Here is a 15,696-nt window from a genome sequence, read left to right on the forward strand (position 1 = left end):
GATGAGTATAATAAAAACAACAAATAAATTTCAAGGTAATATATTAGATAGAAATATTCAAAGGATTGATACAATAAAGTTAACAAAACAAGATGGTGGTTTAGTGATAAAGATTAAGAAGTTTATATATTATGTAAAAAAATGTAATATAAATATTTTATTATTCATAATAGAGAATGAGTTATTTTTTGAAATAATTCCAGTTTACATAATAAATAAATATGTAAATAAATTAAACCAGTTTAATAATATAGAAAATGCTTTAGAAGAAGTTTATATATCAGAGGCAGAGAATGGATTTAGAAGAACTATGGATTATTTAGTGAGAAGGATACAATGATTGATTATGTCAGAAATATAATTATATTAGGAGGATTTCATGATATGCTATATAAAAGATATCAATAATATAAGCCTGTACGATGCTTATAGGTGGCATACAATGGGGTTATCATTTATTATAAAAGATGGTAGGTTTAAAGGATTTACACTATAGTTAAATAATTGAGAAAAGGGTAATATAATTACTCTTTTCTCAATTAAACATCATTATTAATAAATATGGTTTAAAAGATAGTGTAAAAGTTAATACTTTTTGTTAAGATTAATATTATAACAGAATTAAAAAAATGGATGGAGATGAATATATTTGATTGAAGATAAATTTATAAAAAATCTAAAATATACTAAAAGTATACCAAATTCACTATATAAAGATTTGAGACATAATTTTTTATTCCACTCAAACAAAATTGAAGGAAGTACATTCACTAGTGATAGTTTGGATGATTTAATAGAACATAATATAGTAAAGGGTGACCATACTTTGGATGATGTCATAACAACAGTAAATTCAAGTTATGTATTTGAAACTATAATAGATACATTAGGAGAAACATTGACAGAAAAGTATATAAAAGATTTGAATGGTCAATTAATGTATAATTCAAGTATGCATAATATGGGATTATCTGGTATATATAAGAAAATACCAAATAGAATACTAGGAACTGATACTATATTAGCACAACCATTTGAAGTAGAAGCAAAGATGTTAGAACTTCTTGAATGGTATAATAATTTGAAAGATATCACATTAAAAGATTTAGCAGAATTTCATTTTAGATTTGAATCTATTCATCCATTTCAAGATGGGAATGGAAGAATAGGAAGATTTATATTACTTAAACAAATACTTGAAAATAATTTAAAGTTAATAATAGTATCGAGTGATACTGTAGATGATTATAGACAGGCTTTAAAAAGTTGTTCTAATGGATATTATAAACCTTTAGAACAATACTTTGAAAGTTTAGATGATTATAAGGAAAAAAATAAAACTTTATGGAATTTTTAATTAAGGAGAGATTACATTATGTTAGACAAATATACGCTAATGTTTAAAGATATCCCTATAGGTGACTTTATTTATAATGAAGATAAAGATATATTTAGTTTTAAATTGTATGATACAGTAGATAATATAAATTATTTGCCACCACTATTATATGACTACACAGATTTAAGGCTTGATTATCACCCTAATGATAAGAATATAAGAGATTTTATAGGTGATAGAGTTATGCCAGAAGAAAGACATGGATTAAATAGTATACTAGAAGGGCTTGGATTAGATTTTTATGATCCTTGGGAGATATGTAAAAAATGTCATGGTTGTTCACATGAAGACTATTGGTGGCTTAAAAAAGAAGGGGATAATTTTGATTGGAGAGAATATCATCAAATTAGTTAATATCTATTAAAATGGTTATTTTAATATATTTTTTAACAAGCAAACTAAAAATTCAAATATCTTAATATTGTAAAAAAATGATATAGTTTAGAGATATATGTAGATAAAAGATAGAATTAAGAGATGAACATAGTATGACAATCGTAATCCCATATAGTATACTTGACTTAGAGGTGATTAGATGTCTTGGAATGATTTAAAAAATAATGATATAACATATATAGTTGAATATATTAATAATAAGTTAAATAATAGTAAGAGCTTGACTAAAGTTGCTATAGAGCTTGGCGTGTCTGAAAGTAGTATAAGAAAATATCTCACTAAAAGAGGTTATAAGCGTATAAATAATGAGTATATATTTATTGGTGACAATGGTATGACAAAGGTAGTAAATAATAAATCACAGAGTAATAATGATAATATATTTAATATGACAATAGAAGATGACAACAGTAATGACATAGTAATTGACAATAAATTTAAAAATAATATAATTTCTTTAGCAAAGGACTATGATAAAATACAAGATGTTCTAAATTGGTTTGATAAAAAAGACGATACAAATGTAAATATAATAGAAGTCGTACAAGATGGAATTAAAATCGATTTACCATCTAAAGACGCTATAAGGACTACTGTTAGATTAAATAAAGACGCTTGGAATTTATTTGATACGTTTTGTGAAAAATATAGAGAATTTAATAAGTCTGATTTGATGAGCATGGCATTATTAGAATACATAAAAAAGTATGATAAATAAAAAAATAAGTATTATAAGCTTTAGTTTTTTAATCTTAATGAAGAGCATATTTTTTGATTGAATTTTGTGCAAAGAGAGTTCAATCAAAAAATATAAGAGATAAACTAAATAAAATAAAAAATATTTAATTAGAAAATATTGACAACTAAATAAAATAGATATATCATATAAATATAATATTGATTAAGGAAGTGATATACATATGACTGCAATAGAAGCGATGGAAGAATATCTGGCAATATTAAAGCAGTATAATGGTAGAGATGATAAAACAATAGCAGCATATAAATCTGATATTCGGGAAGGTATAAAATATTTGTTTGGAACAGAAGACTGCACAATAGAAGAGTTAAATAACATAAATTATAAAGACATAGTAAAAAAATGGTTTATACCATTAAGAAATAAAGGAATAAAAGCTACTACTATAAATAGGAAAAGAGCATCATTTAAATCTTATTATAATTCACTTATAGCTATAAATAAAGTTAATCACAATCCAGTTGCTTATGTTTCATTAGCTAAAGATGAAGAACAATTTCAGAAGAAAATATTAAATGAAAATGAAATTATTAAATTATTAAAAACTTCGAGAGATAGGTATATCAATCAAAAAGATTATAATGCTAGTAGAGATAATTTAATAATAAATATCTTAATAAGCACAGGTATGAGAGTACACGAAGTAGAAAAAATGGATATAAAAGATATCAATTTTGCTACTGGTGAATTTATTTGCATAGGAAAGAGAAAACTAAAAAGGAATGTAGCTTTAAATGAATATGTGTTAAAATTATATAGAGAATTTCTATTCTACAGAAATCAAATGGAAGGAAAGAATGATACAAAAAATAGCAAAGATGCATTATTTTTATCTAGAAATAAAATGAGGATTACAACAAGGTCAATTGAAAGATTAGTAGAAAATATGTTAAAATTAGCAGGTTTAGCACACGTTACACCTCATAGTTTTAAACATAGTTTTGTTTCAACTATGTGTGGTAAAGGAGAAAAATTAGAAACAATAGGAAAAATAACAGGTAATAAAAATATTCAAACTATGTACAAACATTATATGCATTTAGGAGAAGAGCAGGATATAATAAAAATAGTAAATGATAATCCAATTTATGATGAGATTAAAAAGGAGATGTTAATTTAACTTGAATATATTTTTTATTAAATACTTAAAAATTAAAGTACAATTAAGATGAATAAAATATAATAATATATACTTACAGATTATATTGTACTATAATTTATTATATATATAATAAAGGGGAGTGAATTAGAAGTGATTAATAAATTAGAAAGTACAATAAAAGAAGAGACAATGAGATACAATAGAATTAATGGATATTTAGAAGAATTCATGAAAAAAAGTGAAATAGATAAAATAAGTAATTTAACTGAGGAAAATATAGATGTTTTTATAAAAACTCGTTTGATAGGTGAATCTGCTACAACAGTATATACAAATTTAAGAATTCTCAGAGATATATTAAAAGAAAATAAGTATGATATAGATATAGATACTAATAAATATTCTGATTTGATAAAATTTAATGTCAATAAGTATTTTACAAGAAATCAAATAAAAAATATATGTAGTGCTTTTTTAAATGCTCAAGACAAGTTTATAGTATATGCACTTTTTAATGGAATTATGGGAAAAGACTATGTAGAATTAAGATTCTTAAAAGTAACAGATATAGCAAAAGATTATTCATATATAAATTTGCCAAATAGAAGATTCCTCTGCGATGATTATATGAAAGAAATATTAGAAGATGTTGTTGAAGAAGATTATTATACTAAAAGTGAGATAAGAGGAAGTAATAAAGAAACAGAATATAAATTCAACATGGATTGTGAATATGTTATAAAAACTAGACCAACTAAAATGACAGATAACGGAATGAAAGCTATTTCTAAAAATGGCATACAAAATAGGTTGAAAACTTTATCAATAGCTTTTGAAGATTTAGATATCCATTTAACTGGTAAGACATTACAAAAATCAGGAATAATTTATGACATGTATGAACAAGAAGCTTATGAATGTATGAATTGGACTATACCAGAAATAAAAAGATACTTGGAATTAAAATGTTTAAAGGGAGATGCAAATAATATATATAAAGCATATCATCAAAGATACCATAATTTAAAGACTAACAGGGAATAGAACTTTTATAAACGTACAAAAAATGTACGTTTATAAAAAAACAACAAGTGTACAAAATCAAAAATGAAAATTTAAAAAATAAAATCTTAAAAAATACACAGAACGACTGTTCGATATGCTATAATATAATTATATCAAATTAGGGGGGAGAAGCAAATGAGTATAATAAAAACGACAAATAAATTTCATGGAAACACTTTAGAGAAAAATATACAACGAATTGAGATGATAAAGCTTATTAAACAAGATATTAATTTGCTAATCATAATTAATAAATTTACATATTGTTTAATGGAAAATGATTTACATAGATTACAACATATAATAGAAGATGAACTCTTTTTTGAAATAGTACCAATAGATGTAATAAATAAATACATGAATAAATTAAATAAGTTTGATAATATAGAAAATGACGTAGAGTATGTTTATAAATTAAAAGCTGAAAATGGATTTAGAAGAACTATGGATTTTTTAATAAGAAGAGTACATTGATTAAAGTTGTTTATCATAAAGAAATTAAGCTATTCTAAGTCACTATTAAATCTTAGAATAGCTAGTAGAATATATTGTAAATTTATATTTTTAATAAATTCAACAAATAAATAAAATGCAAATTAGAAATAGAAGGGGATGGAAATGAAAGAATATCAATTTAATTTATTAAAAAAACTTTGTGCTGAAAAGAAAATACAAAAAGGTTTGTTTAGAAATATTGAAAAATGTGGTTGTGGTGGTAAATGTAATAAGAAGAATTGTAAGATGCTAGAAAACTATAAGGAGGCATAGATGGAGAATCAAACTGAGTTAACAGAAAAAGATATAAGGGATACTTTAAGTGCTTTAAATATTATTAAATATGTTTGCACAAAATCTAAACATTGTAAAAATTGTCCTCTTGGATATATGAAATATCTTGATGAGCATAATTGTATGTTATATGAATTAATAGACAAGGGGTTGCTGCCATGTGATTGGTCTGTAAAAAAAAGTTACAAGATTGTTAGATTCAACAGAAGAATAAAATAAAGGAGTTCTAAAAATGAAGGGTAAGCCAGTGAGAATTAAAAAATGTGAATGTGGTGGAGATATATATGAACTTAACACAAAAATAGGTATTGTATATCAATGTAAAAATTGTGGAGAAATGTATAAATAAATCAATAAAATTTTGGGGCTGATGAGATGAAAGTTTGGATAGATGCAGGAGAATTTTTAGAAAATATTGAGTGTAAAGAACATATATCTGAATGCAGTTTGAGTGAAATGAAAAATATAAATAACCAAAAAGGTCAGGGAAGAAAAAATAAAAAAATAGAATGTTTTAATACTAAAACTGGAGAAATTAAAATATTCTCTGGTGGGATAGAAGCAAGTGAATATTTAAATGTTAGCTTGAGTTATATTTCTCGTTTAGCTAAAGAAAAAAAGACGAATAGTTATGGTTGGAAAGTGAGATATATTTAAGCTATTACAGATATAGCTATTGAATGTAAATTACTAAATTAAGTAAAAATCAGCAGAGCATGAACCTAAAAGAGTTTGAAAATTATGATAATAAAGGTGGATTAAGAATGAGAAAAGAGGACTTAGATAAAAGAATATGTGATGTAGAGCTTGAAGCAGATAATATACAAACGTACAGAGAGTTTATAGTTGAAGCAGAAAAAGAAATAGGAACAGGTTCGGCAGACTTAGACAATATGACAGATGAGGAATTAACTGTGTACTTAGACTTTTTAGATGAATTATTATTGAAATAAAAAGCAGGAGGATATCAAATGGATTTTAATTTTAGAAAGATTTGTGAAAGAGATGAACTTACTGATGATTTTATTATAAAAATTTGTCAGTTATCACATGATGAGTTTGGAGGAACTATTTATGTGCCATGTAATATACATCCATGTGGCTGGGATGAATTAGAAGTGCCAAATCCAAAAGATTTAGATTCAGATGAATTAATAAGGGATTTCTTATTAGAGTATAAATTCGAATGTGAAAATATATCAGGAAATATTTATGATAATAATCATCCATTTATAGGCAAAACATTGAGAGAAATTCTTATGATAGTAGATTGTAAATTTATAATTGGTGTGATGTAAGGAGGAAATTAGTTATGGAAAATATAGAATTAACACCTAGAGATTATTTTGAAGATATTAAAAATAGAAAGCAAAAGAATACAAATGAAAATCTTGATATAGTATATGAAAATTCTTTAATTCTTTTAAACAAATATATTATAACTGGTCAAAAAAAGGGTGCTAAGAAATTAATGTTTTTACTTGAATGTATTGAAAAAGAAAGAAAAATAATAGAATTTGGAGTAGACAGATTTATATATAAAGAAGATGTAGAAAAATATATTGATGATATATCTAAAAATACAGTAAAGATAATAGAACTCGAAAATTACGAAAGAGAGATACCTGATGAAATAGTAGAAGTTATAGAAAAAACAAAAGATATATTTGATAAAATGTATGTTTTGTTTACTGATTATACAGGTAAAATTACAAAGGAGATAAGCAAAGAGAGGAGAGATAAAGACCCAATATTATTTGGCGTTTTTTCAGATGAGAAAAGCAGAGCTATTGTAGATAGATTTTATTATCTTGGAGACTGGGAAGATGAGTATTGCGATTTAACATTAGAAAAAATGATAAATGATTATAAGAAAAAAGGAAAACAAGACATATCAAAGTATATAATTACACCTAAATCATTAGATGAATTAAAAAAAGAATTAGATTCTTTAGAAAAAAATAATGATACATATAAGCAGATTACCAATATAAAGCCATTACCTACGACAAATAACTCTAATGTAGAACCGCCTAAATTAACTTTATTTAAAAAAATAAAAAGTAGATTATTGAAAAATGAAAAGTAATGTTGATTTAACAGCAAATAGAGATTTTAGAAATGGGAGAAAAAGTATTGGTATTTTAGGTATTAGAGAGTTATCAAACAGAATGTTAAGTGGTTTTAGTGATTTTGGAATAGGACATCTTCATGGTAAAAATTTAGAATTTGAATTTGATAGAAATGAAATATTTTTAACTGGAAATGCGAATGACAGAGAAGAAAAAGAGTTTCTTATGCTTTGTGAAGAAAATAAGGTTTGTGTTAGATGTGGAGATGAATTAAGAGAAGGATGGAACAAGATAAGCATAGAGTTATGTAATAAATGTTATGAAATATTAGATGTTGAGTATGAAAATAAAAAGGTAATTCGAGAGTTATTTTTTAGAGATAGAGATGTGAATGCAGAGTTATTTTAGGAGACAGATAAGAAAATAAATAGAGGAGGAATTTATATGCAAAAAGATGTGTGGCTATATAGTTGGGATGATGAATATTTTGCAAGTGATGAATACGAAAGTAAAGAGGAAGCTATTGAAGCAGCTAAGGAAGAACTTAGAAGGTTGGGGGAGTTCGGTAGATTAGTTTATGTTGGTCAAAAAGAGGAGGTTAATATACCCGACATAGATGCAGGAGAAGCACTAGAGCGTGTTCAAGATAAAATTGATAATGAATTTGGAGGGTATGGAGAAGATTGGTTTGAAAATATACGTGTTGAAGATATATTGATACTAGAGAGTAGGATAAGCGAAGTATTTAAAAAATGGATAGATGAATTTGGATATAAACCATATTGGTTTGTTGTTACAGATACAGAGGAAATAGAACTAAATGATGATATTAATGAAAACTAGTATTTTCAGTGATGACAACAGTATGACAAGAATAATAAGTATGTAAGGAGTGATATTTATTAAGAGTTTAAGATGTATATTTAGGCATAAGTTTTTAAAAGATAAAGATTGTTGTTTGATTAAAAAAAATCAACAAGAAACTTACGATTTCGTATGTAAATATTGTGGGGAAACCTTAGCTGAAATAATGTCTATATATGATAATAATAATAGTATAATAAATGAGTATATAATAAGATGTAAATTATTAACATGTGTGAATAATTACAATGGATATTGTTATTCTAAAGATAAAGAAAATGAGTTAAAGTCTGTTTTGATTGGGGGAAAAGTTTAGTTTAAATAGAAGGGGCTAAATATGAAAATAAATGTATGTGTTAAAACTAATAAAGTTGGCTCAGGCTGTGAGTTAGAGCTTGAAATAGATGATGATGATTTAAAAGATATGTCTGATGAAGAGAGAGAGGATTATATAGATAAAATCGCATGGGAGTATGCTATGGAAAGTCTTATAGATTGGTATTGGTATAAGGTTGAGAATTAAGTTAAAATACTAGTTTTAATATGATTTTACCTAGTAGAGTTAAATATAAAATCCGAAAAATAAACTAAATAAAATATAAAATAAGTATTGAAATATAAAAATAAATGTGGTATTATTATAAATAAGATAAGAAATACATCACAGATTATAAATCTTTTTAAAAATAATAACAACTAAATAAAATACAAAATAAAGGGTGGAAAAAATGATAAATGTAACTAATCATGCATTAAGAAGATATATAGAGAGGATTAAAGGATGTGAAAAAAAATGTGTGGAACAAAATCTTAATCTTAATAAAGAGCAGCATCAAACAGATTTAAATAAAATGTTTGAACAAAGTAAATTAATTTATACAGGAAGATTTAATGATAAATATACTGAAACAAATTTTAGACTGGCTGATAATATTATATTAATAACGGATTTAAGAAACACCAAAATAATAACATTGTATAAAATTGAATATGGTTTTGATAGAGAAATTGATTTAAATATAATTGGAAGCTTGATTAGAAAATTAGATGAATCTGAAAAAGAATATCTTAGTATAATGGAAGAAGTATCATCCGAGAAAGAAAAATTAGAAGCTAAGAGGGAAAATTTAGCATCTGAAATAAAAACATTGAAAGAGACTTTAGATACTATGAATGAAAGTTTAATGGCTCTTGATAAATACATTGATAAATTTTCATATAAAGAAAAACAAGCTAAATCAGAAATGGATATAACAGCAAGAAAAATAGTCTATAGTAATGTATATAGAAAAGAAATGCTAGAATGTATTAATTAAAAATGATTAGGAGAATTTTATGAAAATAATAAAATTGACTCAGAATGAAATAAGAGCTATAGACGCTTATATGTCATCAAATCCTTGTCGTAGTGGATGTGTCTATGATGGAATGCAGAATTCAAAGAAAAATTGTGATAGATGCAAACTTGAAAGTGCAAGAATGAGTATATTAGAAAAATTAGATTTAATATAAGGAGTGATATTGTGAGATTTTGGTGTGAAAACTGTAATAAATATTTCAATAGAGAAGAAACATCACAAGAATATAATTATTTTTTAGATGAAAAGATAATTGTATGCCCTAGTTGCAAAAAGGATTTAATACCTATAGCCAGAAAAACAGAATTATCATTAAGTTTTAATAGTGATATAAATCAATTAGCTTATGTTGAATATGATTCTAGCGATTATAGTTTACTTAGAGAGGTAAATTTAGATATTGAAGACATAGTAAAACCTATAAGACATTATATAAAAAGTTTAAATAAAAATAGTTTAGATTTAAATGGAATTACAATAACAATGAATGGCAATAGAGAAGGCAAAAGGCATGATGGATTAAGTTATGAAGAAGGATTGGTTATGGATAATCTGACAAATGCATGGAATGAATTTTGCAAATTGAAAAGACAACATCCTTCTGAATTAGGAGATTTTCAAAATGCTATACATCAAGCCCAACAAATACTAGGATTAAGAGTTCTAAGAAATGATTATCCAGAAGGATGGATTAAAAAATAAATATAACAAGGAGTGATGACATGTCCACAAAAAGTATATTAAAAAACATAGATATAAAAGATGAAGATTTAGCAGAAAAGCTAATATCAGCTTTAGAAGAATCAGAAGATAAACAAGATTTAGATAATAAGAATTTAAAGTTATATTACATTGCAGAAGAATTAATTCGTGAAGGGAAATTTGTACATTTATATATGCATAGAGTTTGTACTGAAAAAGAAGCTAAAGATTGGATGGATAGAATGAAAAAAAGCACTGTTGAACAATTAAAAGTGGCTGAAAGTGATATTAAGTCTTCTTGGTACGAGGAAATTGATATAGTTGATGAATATGAAATCAAATTATCTAAATTAAATGTAGATGAGTAGATTTAATAAGGATAATATTATCAAAAATCAATAAAAGGAGGTTTTAAATGACGAAATACAAAATAAAAGCTGGAGATAATCTTATAATTCATCAATCTAAAGAATATAATATTAATTGGACTCTAGTTCCAGAAGATAAAATTACAAGATGGATGTTAGAAAAAGTTTTAGAAGTAGTTAAAGAGGGGCAATATGATGTTTCTATTGAATGTATGAGTTTAAATATTGGAGAAATAGAATTAAAAAATGTTACACTAACAATGTTTGAAAGTGGGAAAATTATTCTGAGGAATGAAAACATTGAAATATCTGGAGAGTATAAGGTCAAATAGAGGAAAGACATTAGAATGTGACTAAAAATCAGATTTTATAAAATATAAGGAGAGTTGATTATGGAAGAAAAAGTAAATAAAATTCTAAAGAGAGAGGTAAATAATAGTATGGAAAATATATTTGAGACAGCAACACGAAATAAACTTAGATTTGAATTTAGAGGATTAATTTCAGTTGAGGATTTATGGGATTTAAGATTCGAGCAACTAGATGAAGTATATAAAACTTTAAAGACAGAAATGAAAAAAGCTAATGAAGAAAGTTTATTAAAAATAAAAACTAAAGACCAAAAAGACGTAGAATTAAAAATAAAAATAGTTAAATACATAGTAGAATTAAAACTTATAATAGAAGAATTAAATTCAATAATTAATGATTTAGAGTAGTAATTATTTAAAGATGCTCTTGTTTAATAGAGCATCTTTAAATAAAATACAGGTTTTAAAAGGAGAATAATAAATGGAAGTTCAAGGAAAATATAACAAAGCTAAAATATTTACAGATAATGTAGATTCAATAACAATAGGACAAATAATAAATTTATGTAATCAAAAGGAATTTAAAGAAGCCAGTATAAGAATTATGCCTGATTGTCATGCGGGTAAGGGATGTACAATAGGAACAACAATGACTATAAGTGATAAAATAGTACCAAATCTGGTAGGGGTGGATATAGGTTGCGGAATGGCTACTATTCCACTAGAAAAATATATTAGTGATATAAATTATACAAAATTAGATAAGATTATAAGAGATTATGTTCCTCATGGATTTAAAGTACATAATAAGTCAAGAGAAAAATTATTAAAGAATTCATTTAATATAGATATAAACAATCTTAGATGTGATGTAAACAAGACTAGAGCTTATATGTCATTAGGAACTTTAGGTGGAGGGAATCATTTTTTGGAGATTGATAAAAGTGAAAAAGGTCATATATATCTCACGGTTCATACAGGTTCAAGAAATTTAGGCAAACAAATAGCTGAATATTACCAAGATAAAGCTATAAAATATTGCGTTACAAAATATGAAAAGTCATACCATGATGCAAAAGCGTTTTTAATAGCTACTCTAAAAAAAGACAATAAAGAACATTTGATAAACAAATATTTGAAAGTTCTTAGTGATAAAAAAGTGAGTAAACCAAATGATGACTTGTGTTATTTAGAAGATAATTTAATGGAGGATTATTTGCATGATATGGGTATAGCTCAAAAATACGCTGCTGCAAATAGAATGGTTATAATTGCAGATATATTATTTAAGTATAACAACTTAAATATAAACTATGAACATTTTATAAGAGATATTAAATATGATGTTATAGAATGTATTCATAACCATATAGACATAGAAAGTAAGATACTTAGAAAAGGTGCGATTTCTGCAAATAAAGATGAAACAGTAATAATTCCTATAAATATGAGAGATGGGATTATATTAGGAAAAGGTAAAGGGAATCCAGAATGGAATTATTCAGCACCACATGGGGCAGGAAGAATTTTGTCAAGAGGGAAAGCTAAAGAACAAATATCTTTAGATGAATTTGAAGAATCTATGAAAAAAATATTCACAACTTGTGTAGGTCAATCAACATTAGATGAAGCACCACAAGCATACAAACCTATAGGGGACATCTTAAACAATATAGGAGATACTATTGAGGTAATAGAGGTACTAAAGCCAGTTTATAATTTTAAAAGCAATTAGAATCTTATTATTTAAATAAAATCAAAAGGAGAAAAAATTATGATAAAATTAATAACGCATAATGATTTAGATGGGGTAGGTTGTTATATTATAGCAAATTATATTTTGCATGAACAAATAGAGGTGAATTATTGTAATTATAAAAACGTAAATGATGTAGTGTTAGAAACATTAGAAAAACATGATAAATATGAAAAGATATTTATAACAGACATATCAGTGAATGAAGAAGTTGCAAAGAAGTTAGATAAAATTAAAGATAAAATTCAATTACTCGACCATCATCCGACTGCACTATTTTTAAATAATTATGATTGGGCTAATATAGAAATAGAGTGTAGTAAGGGTAAAACATGTGGTACACAAATGTTATTTGAGTATTTAGAAAAAGATTATAATAATCTTTCAGAGCCTACATTAAAATATTTCATAGAACTTGTTAGGAGATATGATACATGGGAATGGAAAGATAAATATAATGATTTAGATGCTAAACATTTAAATGATTTAATGTACATTATAGGAATAGAGGATTTTATAATAGATATGTTAACTAAAATTGATGAGGATATATATTTATTTGATAAATTAAGTTTAAAATTATTAGAAATAAAACAAAAAGAAATAGATAGATATGTAGATGAAAAAGATAAAACTATAATGGTTAAAGAAATTTTAGGGTATAATGCAGGAATTGTATTTGCAGAAAATCACATAAGTGAATTAGGAAATAGATTAAATGAATTACATCCAGAGCTTGATTTTATAATTATAATTAATCGAGAAATTATTTCATATAGAACCATAAAAGATAATATCAATCTAAGTGAAATTGCTAAAGTATTTGGAGGAGGAGGTCATCCTAAAGCATCAGGAAGTCAGATTGATGAGTGTTGTATAGACAATTATATAAAAAATATATTTAATATAAAAGCTTAATTTTAAATGGAGGGTGTTATGAACAATATAATGTATGAACTTTTAGAGTGGCTAAAAGGAGAAAAATTCACAAATGTAGATAAAATATCTACAACAATGACAAAACAACAAGAGGAACTATATAAGTATGAGTTAGCAACAAACAGAATGATAAATAATACAATTAAGAAAATAGAACTCTTAACAGAAGGAAATACGAAAGAAAATTGTGATATGGTTGTTTCCAAGGCATTTTTTGATGAGATGAAAAATGATAGAGACAGATTTTATAACTTATATCATAGCTTATCCAAAGAATACAGATATTATGAAATGAATGAAAGGAAAAGAATAGATAGGTTATTAAAGGAACATGAATTTTTAATGACATTATGCTTAAGATATGAAAAGGAAAATCAAGACTTAAATAAAGTAATAAATCGTAATTGTGGAGATTAAATGCTCTAGAATTGGAAGTTCAGCACCTTATGGTATTAATGAATATAGTGCTATGATTATATTTAAATAATTTAAATAGGAGGAAAATTATGAGATATAGAAAGAAACCAATTATTATTGACGCAGAGCCATATAGAATAGGATTAGAAGATGGATTTAAATGTATAAGAAATAATTGTATATATGAAAATCAACAACATAATAAATGCGAGGAATGTAAATTATATAAGCCATATATAAAAACTTTAGAAGGCGACCATTACATTTTGGGGACTGATTTCATAATAACAGGAGTTAAAGGAGAGAAATATCCTTGTAAAAAAGATATATTTGAAATAACATATGAAAAAGTTGAAAACTAAATAAAATGATACTTTTAATGTGAGGTAAATATGAATCTTTGGTCTAAAATTGAAGAACCAGTAATGAGAGCAGTAAGTGGAATAGTATTTAATATATGGGGAAGTGTTTGTTTTTCTATAGAGTATATAGAAGAAAATAAACAAATAGAGTTAGAAATATATGATAGACCTTATAGATATGAATGTAAAAAAATAGTCGTTAAAAAGTTATTTGATTACAAATTAATAAATGCAGACTATAAAGAAGTACATGATATTGTTTCTATGATAGAAAAATTTTTACTAGAAAATTATTAAGGAGGTAAGAAAATGACTATAATTTATAAAAATTCAAATGGAGATACAAGAACAGCAAAAAAAGATGTTAGTTTTAAAGAATTTCAAGAGGCGAATGATATGCATATACAAGATGTTAGAAATGTTATGAATGAATTAGCTTTAAAATTAATGGTCGCTGGAGTTACACATGATTATACTAAAAAATCTGATGAAAAACTATTTTACAAAAACTTTCTATCAACTATAAATAATAATACAGATTTTGTTGGTGATGAATGGTATCAATTACATATAAAAAATGAAAGACATCATTTATTGTCAAGATGTCCAGAAGATGTTAATCTGATAGATATTTTAGAAATGATAACAGATTGTGTATGTGCTGGTATGGCTAGAAGTGGTGATATAAGACCAATTGAAATAGATGATGATATTTTAAATAAAGCTTTGGTAAATACTACTAAGATGATTAAAAATATGATAACTGTAAAATAAAAATAATAAGTGAGGGTATTTATAAAATGAAGATTAGCGAACTTATAAATGAATTGAACAAAATGAAAGATATATTCGGAGATTTAAAAATAAGTATAGATAATGACGAATTGAAAGAAGAAATAGAAGTTACATGTATGGGTTATAATGGAGATGACTATTTTGTAATGGAATGTACAGACTAAATAAAATAAATATTTTAATAAGATTGAGAGTGAGATACTATTAAGCTAATATTTAATTACAATTCAGAAATTTGCAA

General features: G+C 25.1%; 30 protein-coding genes. All 30 read left to right on the forward strand.

Going from position 1 to position 15,696, the window contains the following annotated elements; translation table 11 throughout:
- The first annotated feature begins 1 nt into the window (after position 1).
- The 30 genes from ACTG46_RS21685 (at position 2) to ACTG46_RS21830 (ending at position 15,619) form a co-directional block, all read left to right on the forward strand.
- The gene (locus tag ACTG46_RS21685) at positions 2–340 is read left to right on the forward strand and encodes a hypothetical protein (protein ID WP_219674326.1); all 339 of its coding nucleotides are present in this window, start codon (positions 2–4) and stop codon (positions 338–340) included.
- A gap of 312 nt (positions 341–652) precedes the next feature.
- Positions 653–1,357 carry a Fic family protein gene (locus ACTG46_RS21690; protein ID WP_243193728.1) on the forward strand — a complete coding sequence of 235 codons (705 nt, stop codon included), beginning with the start codon at positions 653–655 and terminating at the stop codon, positions 1,355–1,357.
- An 18-nt stretch (positions 1,358–1,375) separates the two neighbouring features.
- The gene (locus ACTG46_RS21695) at positions 1,376–1,753 is read left to right on the forward strand and encodes a hypothetical protein (protein ID WP_479924387.1); all 378 of its coding nucleotides are present in this window, start codon (positions 1,376–1,378) and stop codon (positions 1,751–1,753) included.
- A gap of 181 nt (positions 1,754–1,934) precedes the next feature.
- Positions 1,935–2,513 carry an integrase gene (locus ACTG46_RS21700; protein WP_479924388.1) on the forward strand — a complete coding sequence of 193 codons (579 nt, stop codon included), beginning with the start codon at positions 1,935–1,937 and terminating at the stop codon, positions 2,511–2,513.
- A 202-nt stretch (positions 2,514–2,715) separates the two neighbouring features.
- Positions 2,716–3,675, forward strand: coding sequence for a tyrosine-type recombinase/integrase (locus tag ACTG46_RS21705; RefSeq protein WP_243193647.1), 960 nt, complete (start codon positions 2,716–2,718; stop codon positions 3,673–3,675).
- Between the two features lie 132 nt (positions 3,676–3,807).
- Positions 3,808–4,701, forward strand: a complete 894-nt coding sequence (locus ACTG46_RS21710) for a hypothetical protein (protein WP_243193648.1) — start codon at positions 3,808–3,810, stop codon at positions 4,699–4,701.
- A 156-nt stretch (positions 4,702–4,857) separates the two neighbouring features.
- Positions 4,858–5,196, forward strand: coding sequence for a hypothetical protein (locus ACTG46_RS21715; RefSeq protein ID WP_479924389.1), 339 nt, complete (start codon positions 4,858–4,860; stop codon positions 5,194–5,196).
- A 144-nt stretch (positions 5,197–5,340) separates the two neighbouring features.
- Positions 5,341–5,490 (forward strand): hypothetical protein, encoded by a 150-nt coding sequence (locus tag ACTG46_RS21720; RefSeq protein WP_479924390.1) that lies wholly within the window; start codon positions 5,341–5,343, stop codon positions 5,488–5,490.
- Entirely contained in the window at positions 5,491–5,730 is a 240-nt protein-coding gene (locus tag ACTG46_RS21725; RefSeq protein ID WP_479924391.1) for a hypothetical protein, read from the forward strand.
- A 156-nt stretch (positions 5,731–5,886) separates the two neighbouring features.
- Complete coding sequence (locus tag ACTG46_RS21730; RefSeq protein ID WP_479924392.1) at positions 5,887–6,168, forward strand: NUMOD1 domain-containing DNA-binding protein; 282 nt, start codon at positions 5,887–5,889, stop codon at positions 6,166–6,168.
- A 107-nt stretch (positions 6,169–6,275) separates the two neighbouring features.
- A complete protein-coding gene (locus tag ACTG46_RS21735; protein ID WP_107612882.1) occupies positions 6,276–6,464 on the forward strand; it encodes a hypothetical protein in 189 nt (62 codons plus the stop codon).
- An 18-nt stretch (positions 6,465–6,482) separates the two neighbouring features.
- Entirely contained in the window at positions 6,483–6,809 is a 327-nt protein-coding gene (locus tag ACTG46_RS21740; protein ID WP_021425136.1) for a hypothetical protein, read from the forward strand.
- A gap of 14 nt (positions 6,810–6,823) precedes the next feature.
- Positions 6,824–7,600 carry a hypothetical protein gene (locus ACTG46_RS21745; protein ID WP_479924393.1) on the forward strand — a complete coding sequence of 259 codons (777 nt, stop codon included), beginning with the start codon at positions 6,824–6,826 and terminating at the stop codon, positions 7,598–7,600.
- The gene (locus tag ACTG46_RS21750) at positions 7,590–7,991 is read left to right on the forward strand and encodes a hypothetical protein (RefSeq protein WP_479924394.1); all 402 of its coding nucleotides are present in this window, start codon (positions 7,590–7,592) and stop codon (positions 7,989–7,991) included. The genes ACTG46_RS21745 and ACTG46_RS21750 overlap by 11 nt, the downstream gene beginning before the upstream one ends.
- A gap of 36 nt (positions 7,992–8,027) precedes the next feature.
- Entirely contained in the window at positions 8,028–8,426 is a 399-nt protein-coding gene (locus ACTG46_RS21755) for a hypothetical protein (protein ID WP_284182620.1), read from the forward strand.
- Between the two features lie 49 nt (positions 8,427–8,475).
- On the forward strand, positions 8,476–8,763 hold the full coding sequence (locus ACTG46_RS21760; protein ID WP_479924395.1) for a hypothetical protein: 288 nt from the start codon (positions 8,476–8,478) through the stop codon (positions 8,761–8,763).
- Positions 8,764–8,784: 21 nt separating this feature from the next.
- Positions 8,785–8,970, forward strand: coding sequence for a DUF7167 family protein (locus ACTG46_RS21765; RefSeq protein WP_243193657.1), 186 nt, complete (start codon positions 8,785–8,787; stop codon positions 8,968–8,970).
- A 205-nt stretch (positions 8,971–9,175) separates the two neighbouring features.
- Positions 9,176–9,763 carry a hypothetical protein gene (locus ACTG46_RS21770; protein WP_284182628.1) on the forward strand — a complete coding sequence of 196 codons (588 nt, stop codon included), beginning with the start codon at positions 9,176–9,178 and terminating at the stop codon, positions 9,761–9,763.
- A 19-nt stretch (positions 9,764–9,782) separates the two neighbouring features.
- A complete protein-coding gene (locus ACTG46_RS21775) occupies positions 9,783–9,959 on the forward strand; it encodes a hypothetical protein (protein ID WP_284182629.1) in 177 nt (58 codons plus the stop codon).
- A gap of 11 nt (positions 9,960–9,970) precedes the next feature.
- Positions 9,971–10,507, forward strand: a complete 537-nt coding sequence (locus ACTG46_RS21780; RefSeq protein ID WP_284182630.1) for a hypothetical protein — start codon at positions 9,971–9,973, stop codon at positions 10,505–10,507.
- Between the two features lie 20 nt (positions 10,508–10,527).
- On the forward strand, positions 10,528–10,875 hold the full coding sequence (locus ACTG46_RS21785) for a hypothetical protein (RefSeq protein WP_479924396.1): 348 nt from the start codon (positions 10,528–10,530) through the stop codon (positions 10,873–10,875).
- Between the two features lie 47 nt (positions 10,876–10,922).
- Entirely contained in the window at positions 10,923–11,207 is a 285-nt protein-coding gene (locus ACTG46_RS21790; RefSeq protein ID WP_479924397.1) for a hypothetical protein, read from the forward strand.
- Positions 11,208–11,267: 60 nt separating this feature from the next.
- Positions 11,268–11,594 carry a hypothetical protein gene (locus ACTG46_RS21795; protein ID WP_479924398.1) on the forward strand — a complete coding sequence of 109 codons (327 nt, stop codon included), beginning with the start codon at positions 11,268–11,270 and terminating at the stop codon, positions 11,592–11,594.
- 73 nt (positions 11,595–11,667) lie between these two features.
- Complete coding sequence (locus tag ACTG46_RS21800) at positions 11,668–12,921, forward strand: RtcB family protein (protein WP_479924399.1); 1,254 nt, start codon at positions 11,668–11,670, stop codon at positions 12,919–12,921.
- A gap of 39 nt (positions 12,922–12,960) precedes the next feature.
- Positions 12,961–13,860 carry a DHH family phosphoesterase gene (locus ACTG46_RS21805; protein WP_479924400.1) on the forward strand — a complete coding sequence of 300 codons (900 nt, stop codon included), beginning with the start codon at positions 12,961–12,963 and terminating at the stop codon, positions 13,858–13,860.
- Between the two features lie 18 nt (positions 13,861–13,878).
- On the forward strand, positions 13,879–14,298 hold the full coding sequence (locus tag ACTG46_RS21810) for a hypothetical protein (protein ID WP_479924401.1): 420 nt from the start codon (positions 13,879–13,881) through the stop codon (positions 14,296–14,298).
- A gap of 86 nt (positions 14,299–14,384) precedes the next feature.
- Complete coding sequence (locus ACTG46_RS21815; RefSeq protein WP_243193729.1) at positions 14,385–14,660, forward strand: hypothetical protein; 276 nt, start codon at positions 14,385–14,387, stop codon at positions 14,658–14,660.
- Between the two features lie 30 nt (positions 14,661–14,690).
- Complete coding sequence (locus ACTG46_RS21820; protein WP_243193670.1) at positions 14,691–14,957, forward strand: hypothetical protein; 267 nt, start codon at positions 14,691–14,693, stop codon at positions 14,955–14,957.
- A gap of 12 nt (positions 14,958–14,969) precedes the next feature.
- Positions 14,970–15,434, forward strand: coding sequence for a DUF5662 family protein (locus ACTG46_RS21825; protein WP_479924402.1), 465 nt, complete (start codon positions 14,970–14,972; stop codon positions 15,432–15,434).
- 26 nt (positions 15,435–15,460) lie between these two features.
- On the forward strand, positions 15,461–15,619 hold the full coding sequence (locus tag ACTG46_RS21830; RefSeq protein WP_479924403.1) for a hypothetical protein: 159 nt from the start codon (positions 15,461–15,463) through the stop codon (positions 15,617–15,619).
- Positions 15,620–15,696 lie beyond the last annotated feature (77 nt).

The sequence above is a fragment of the Clostridioides sp. LIBA-7678 genome, assembly GCF_056716065.1.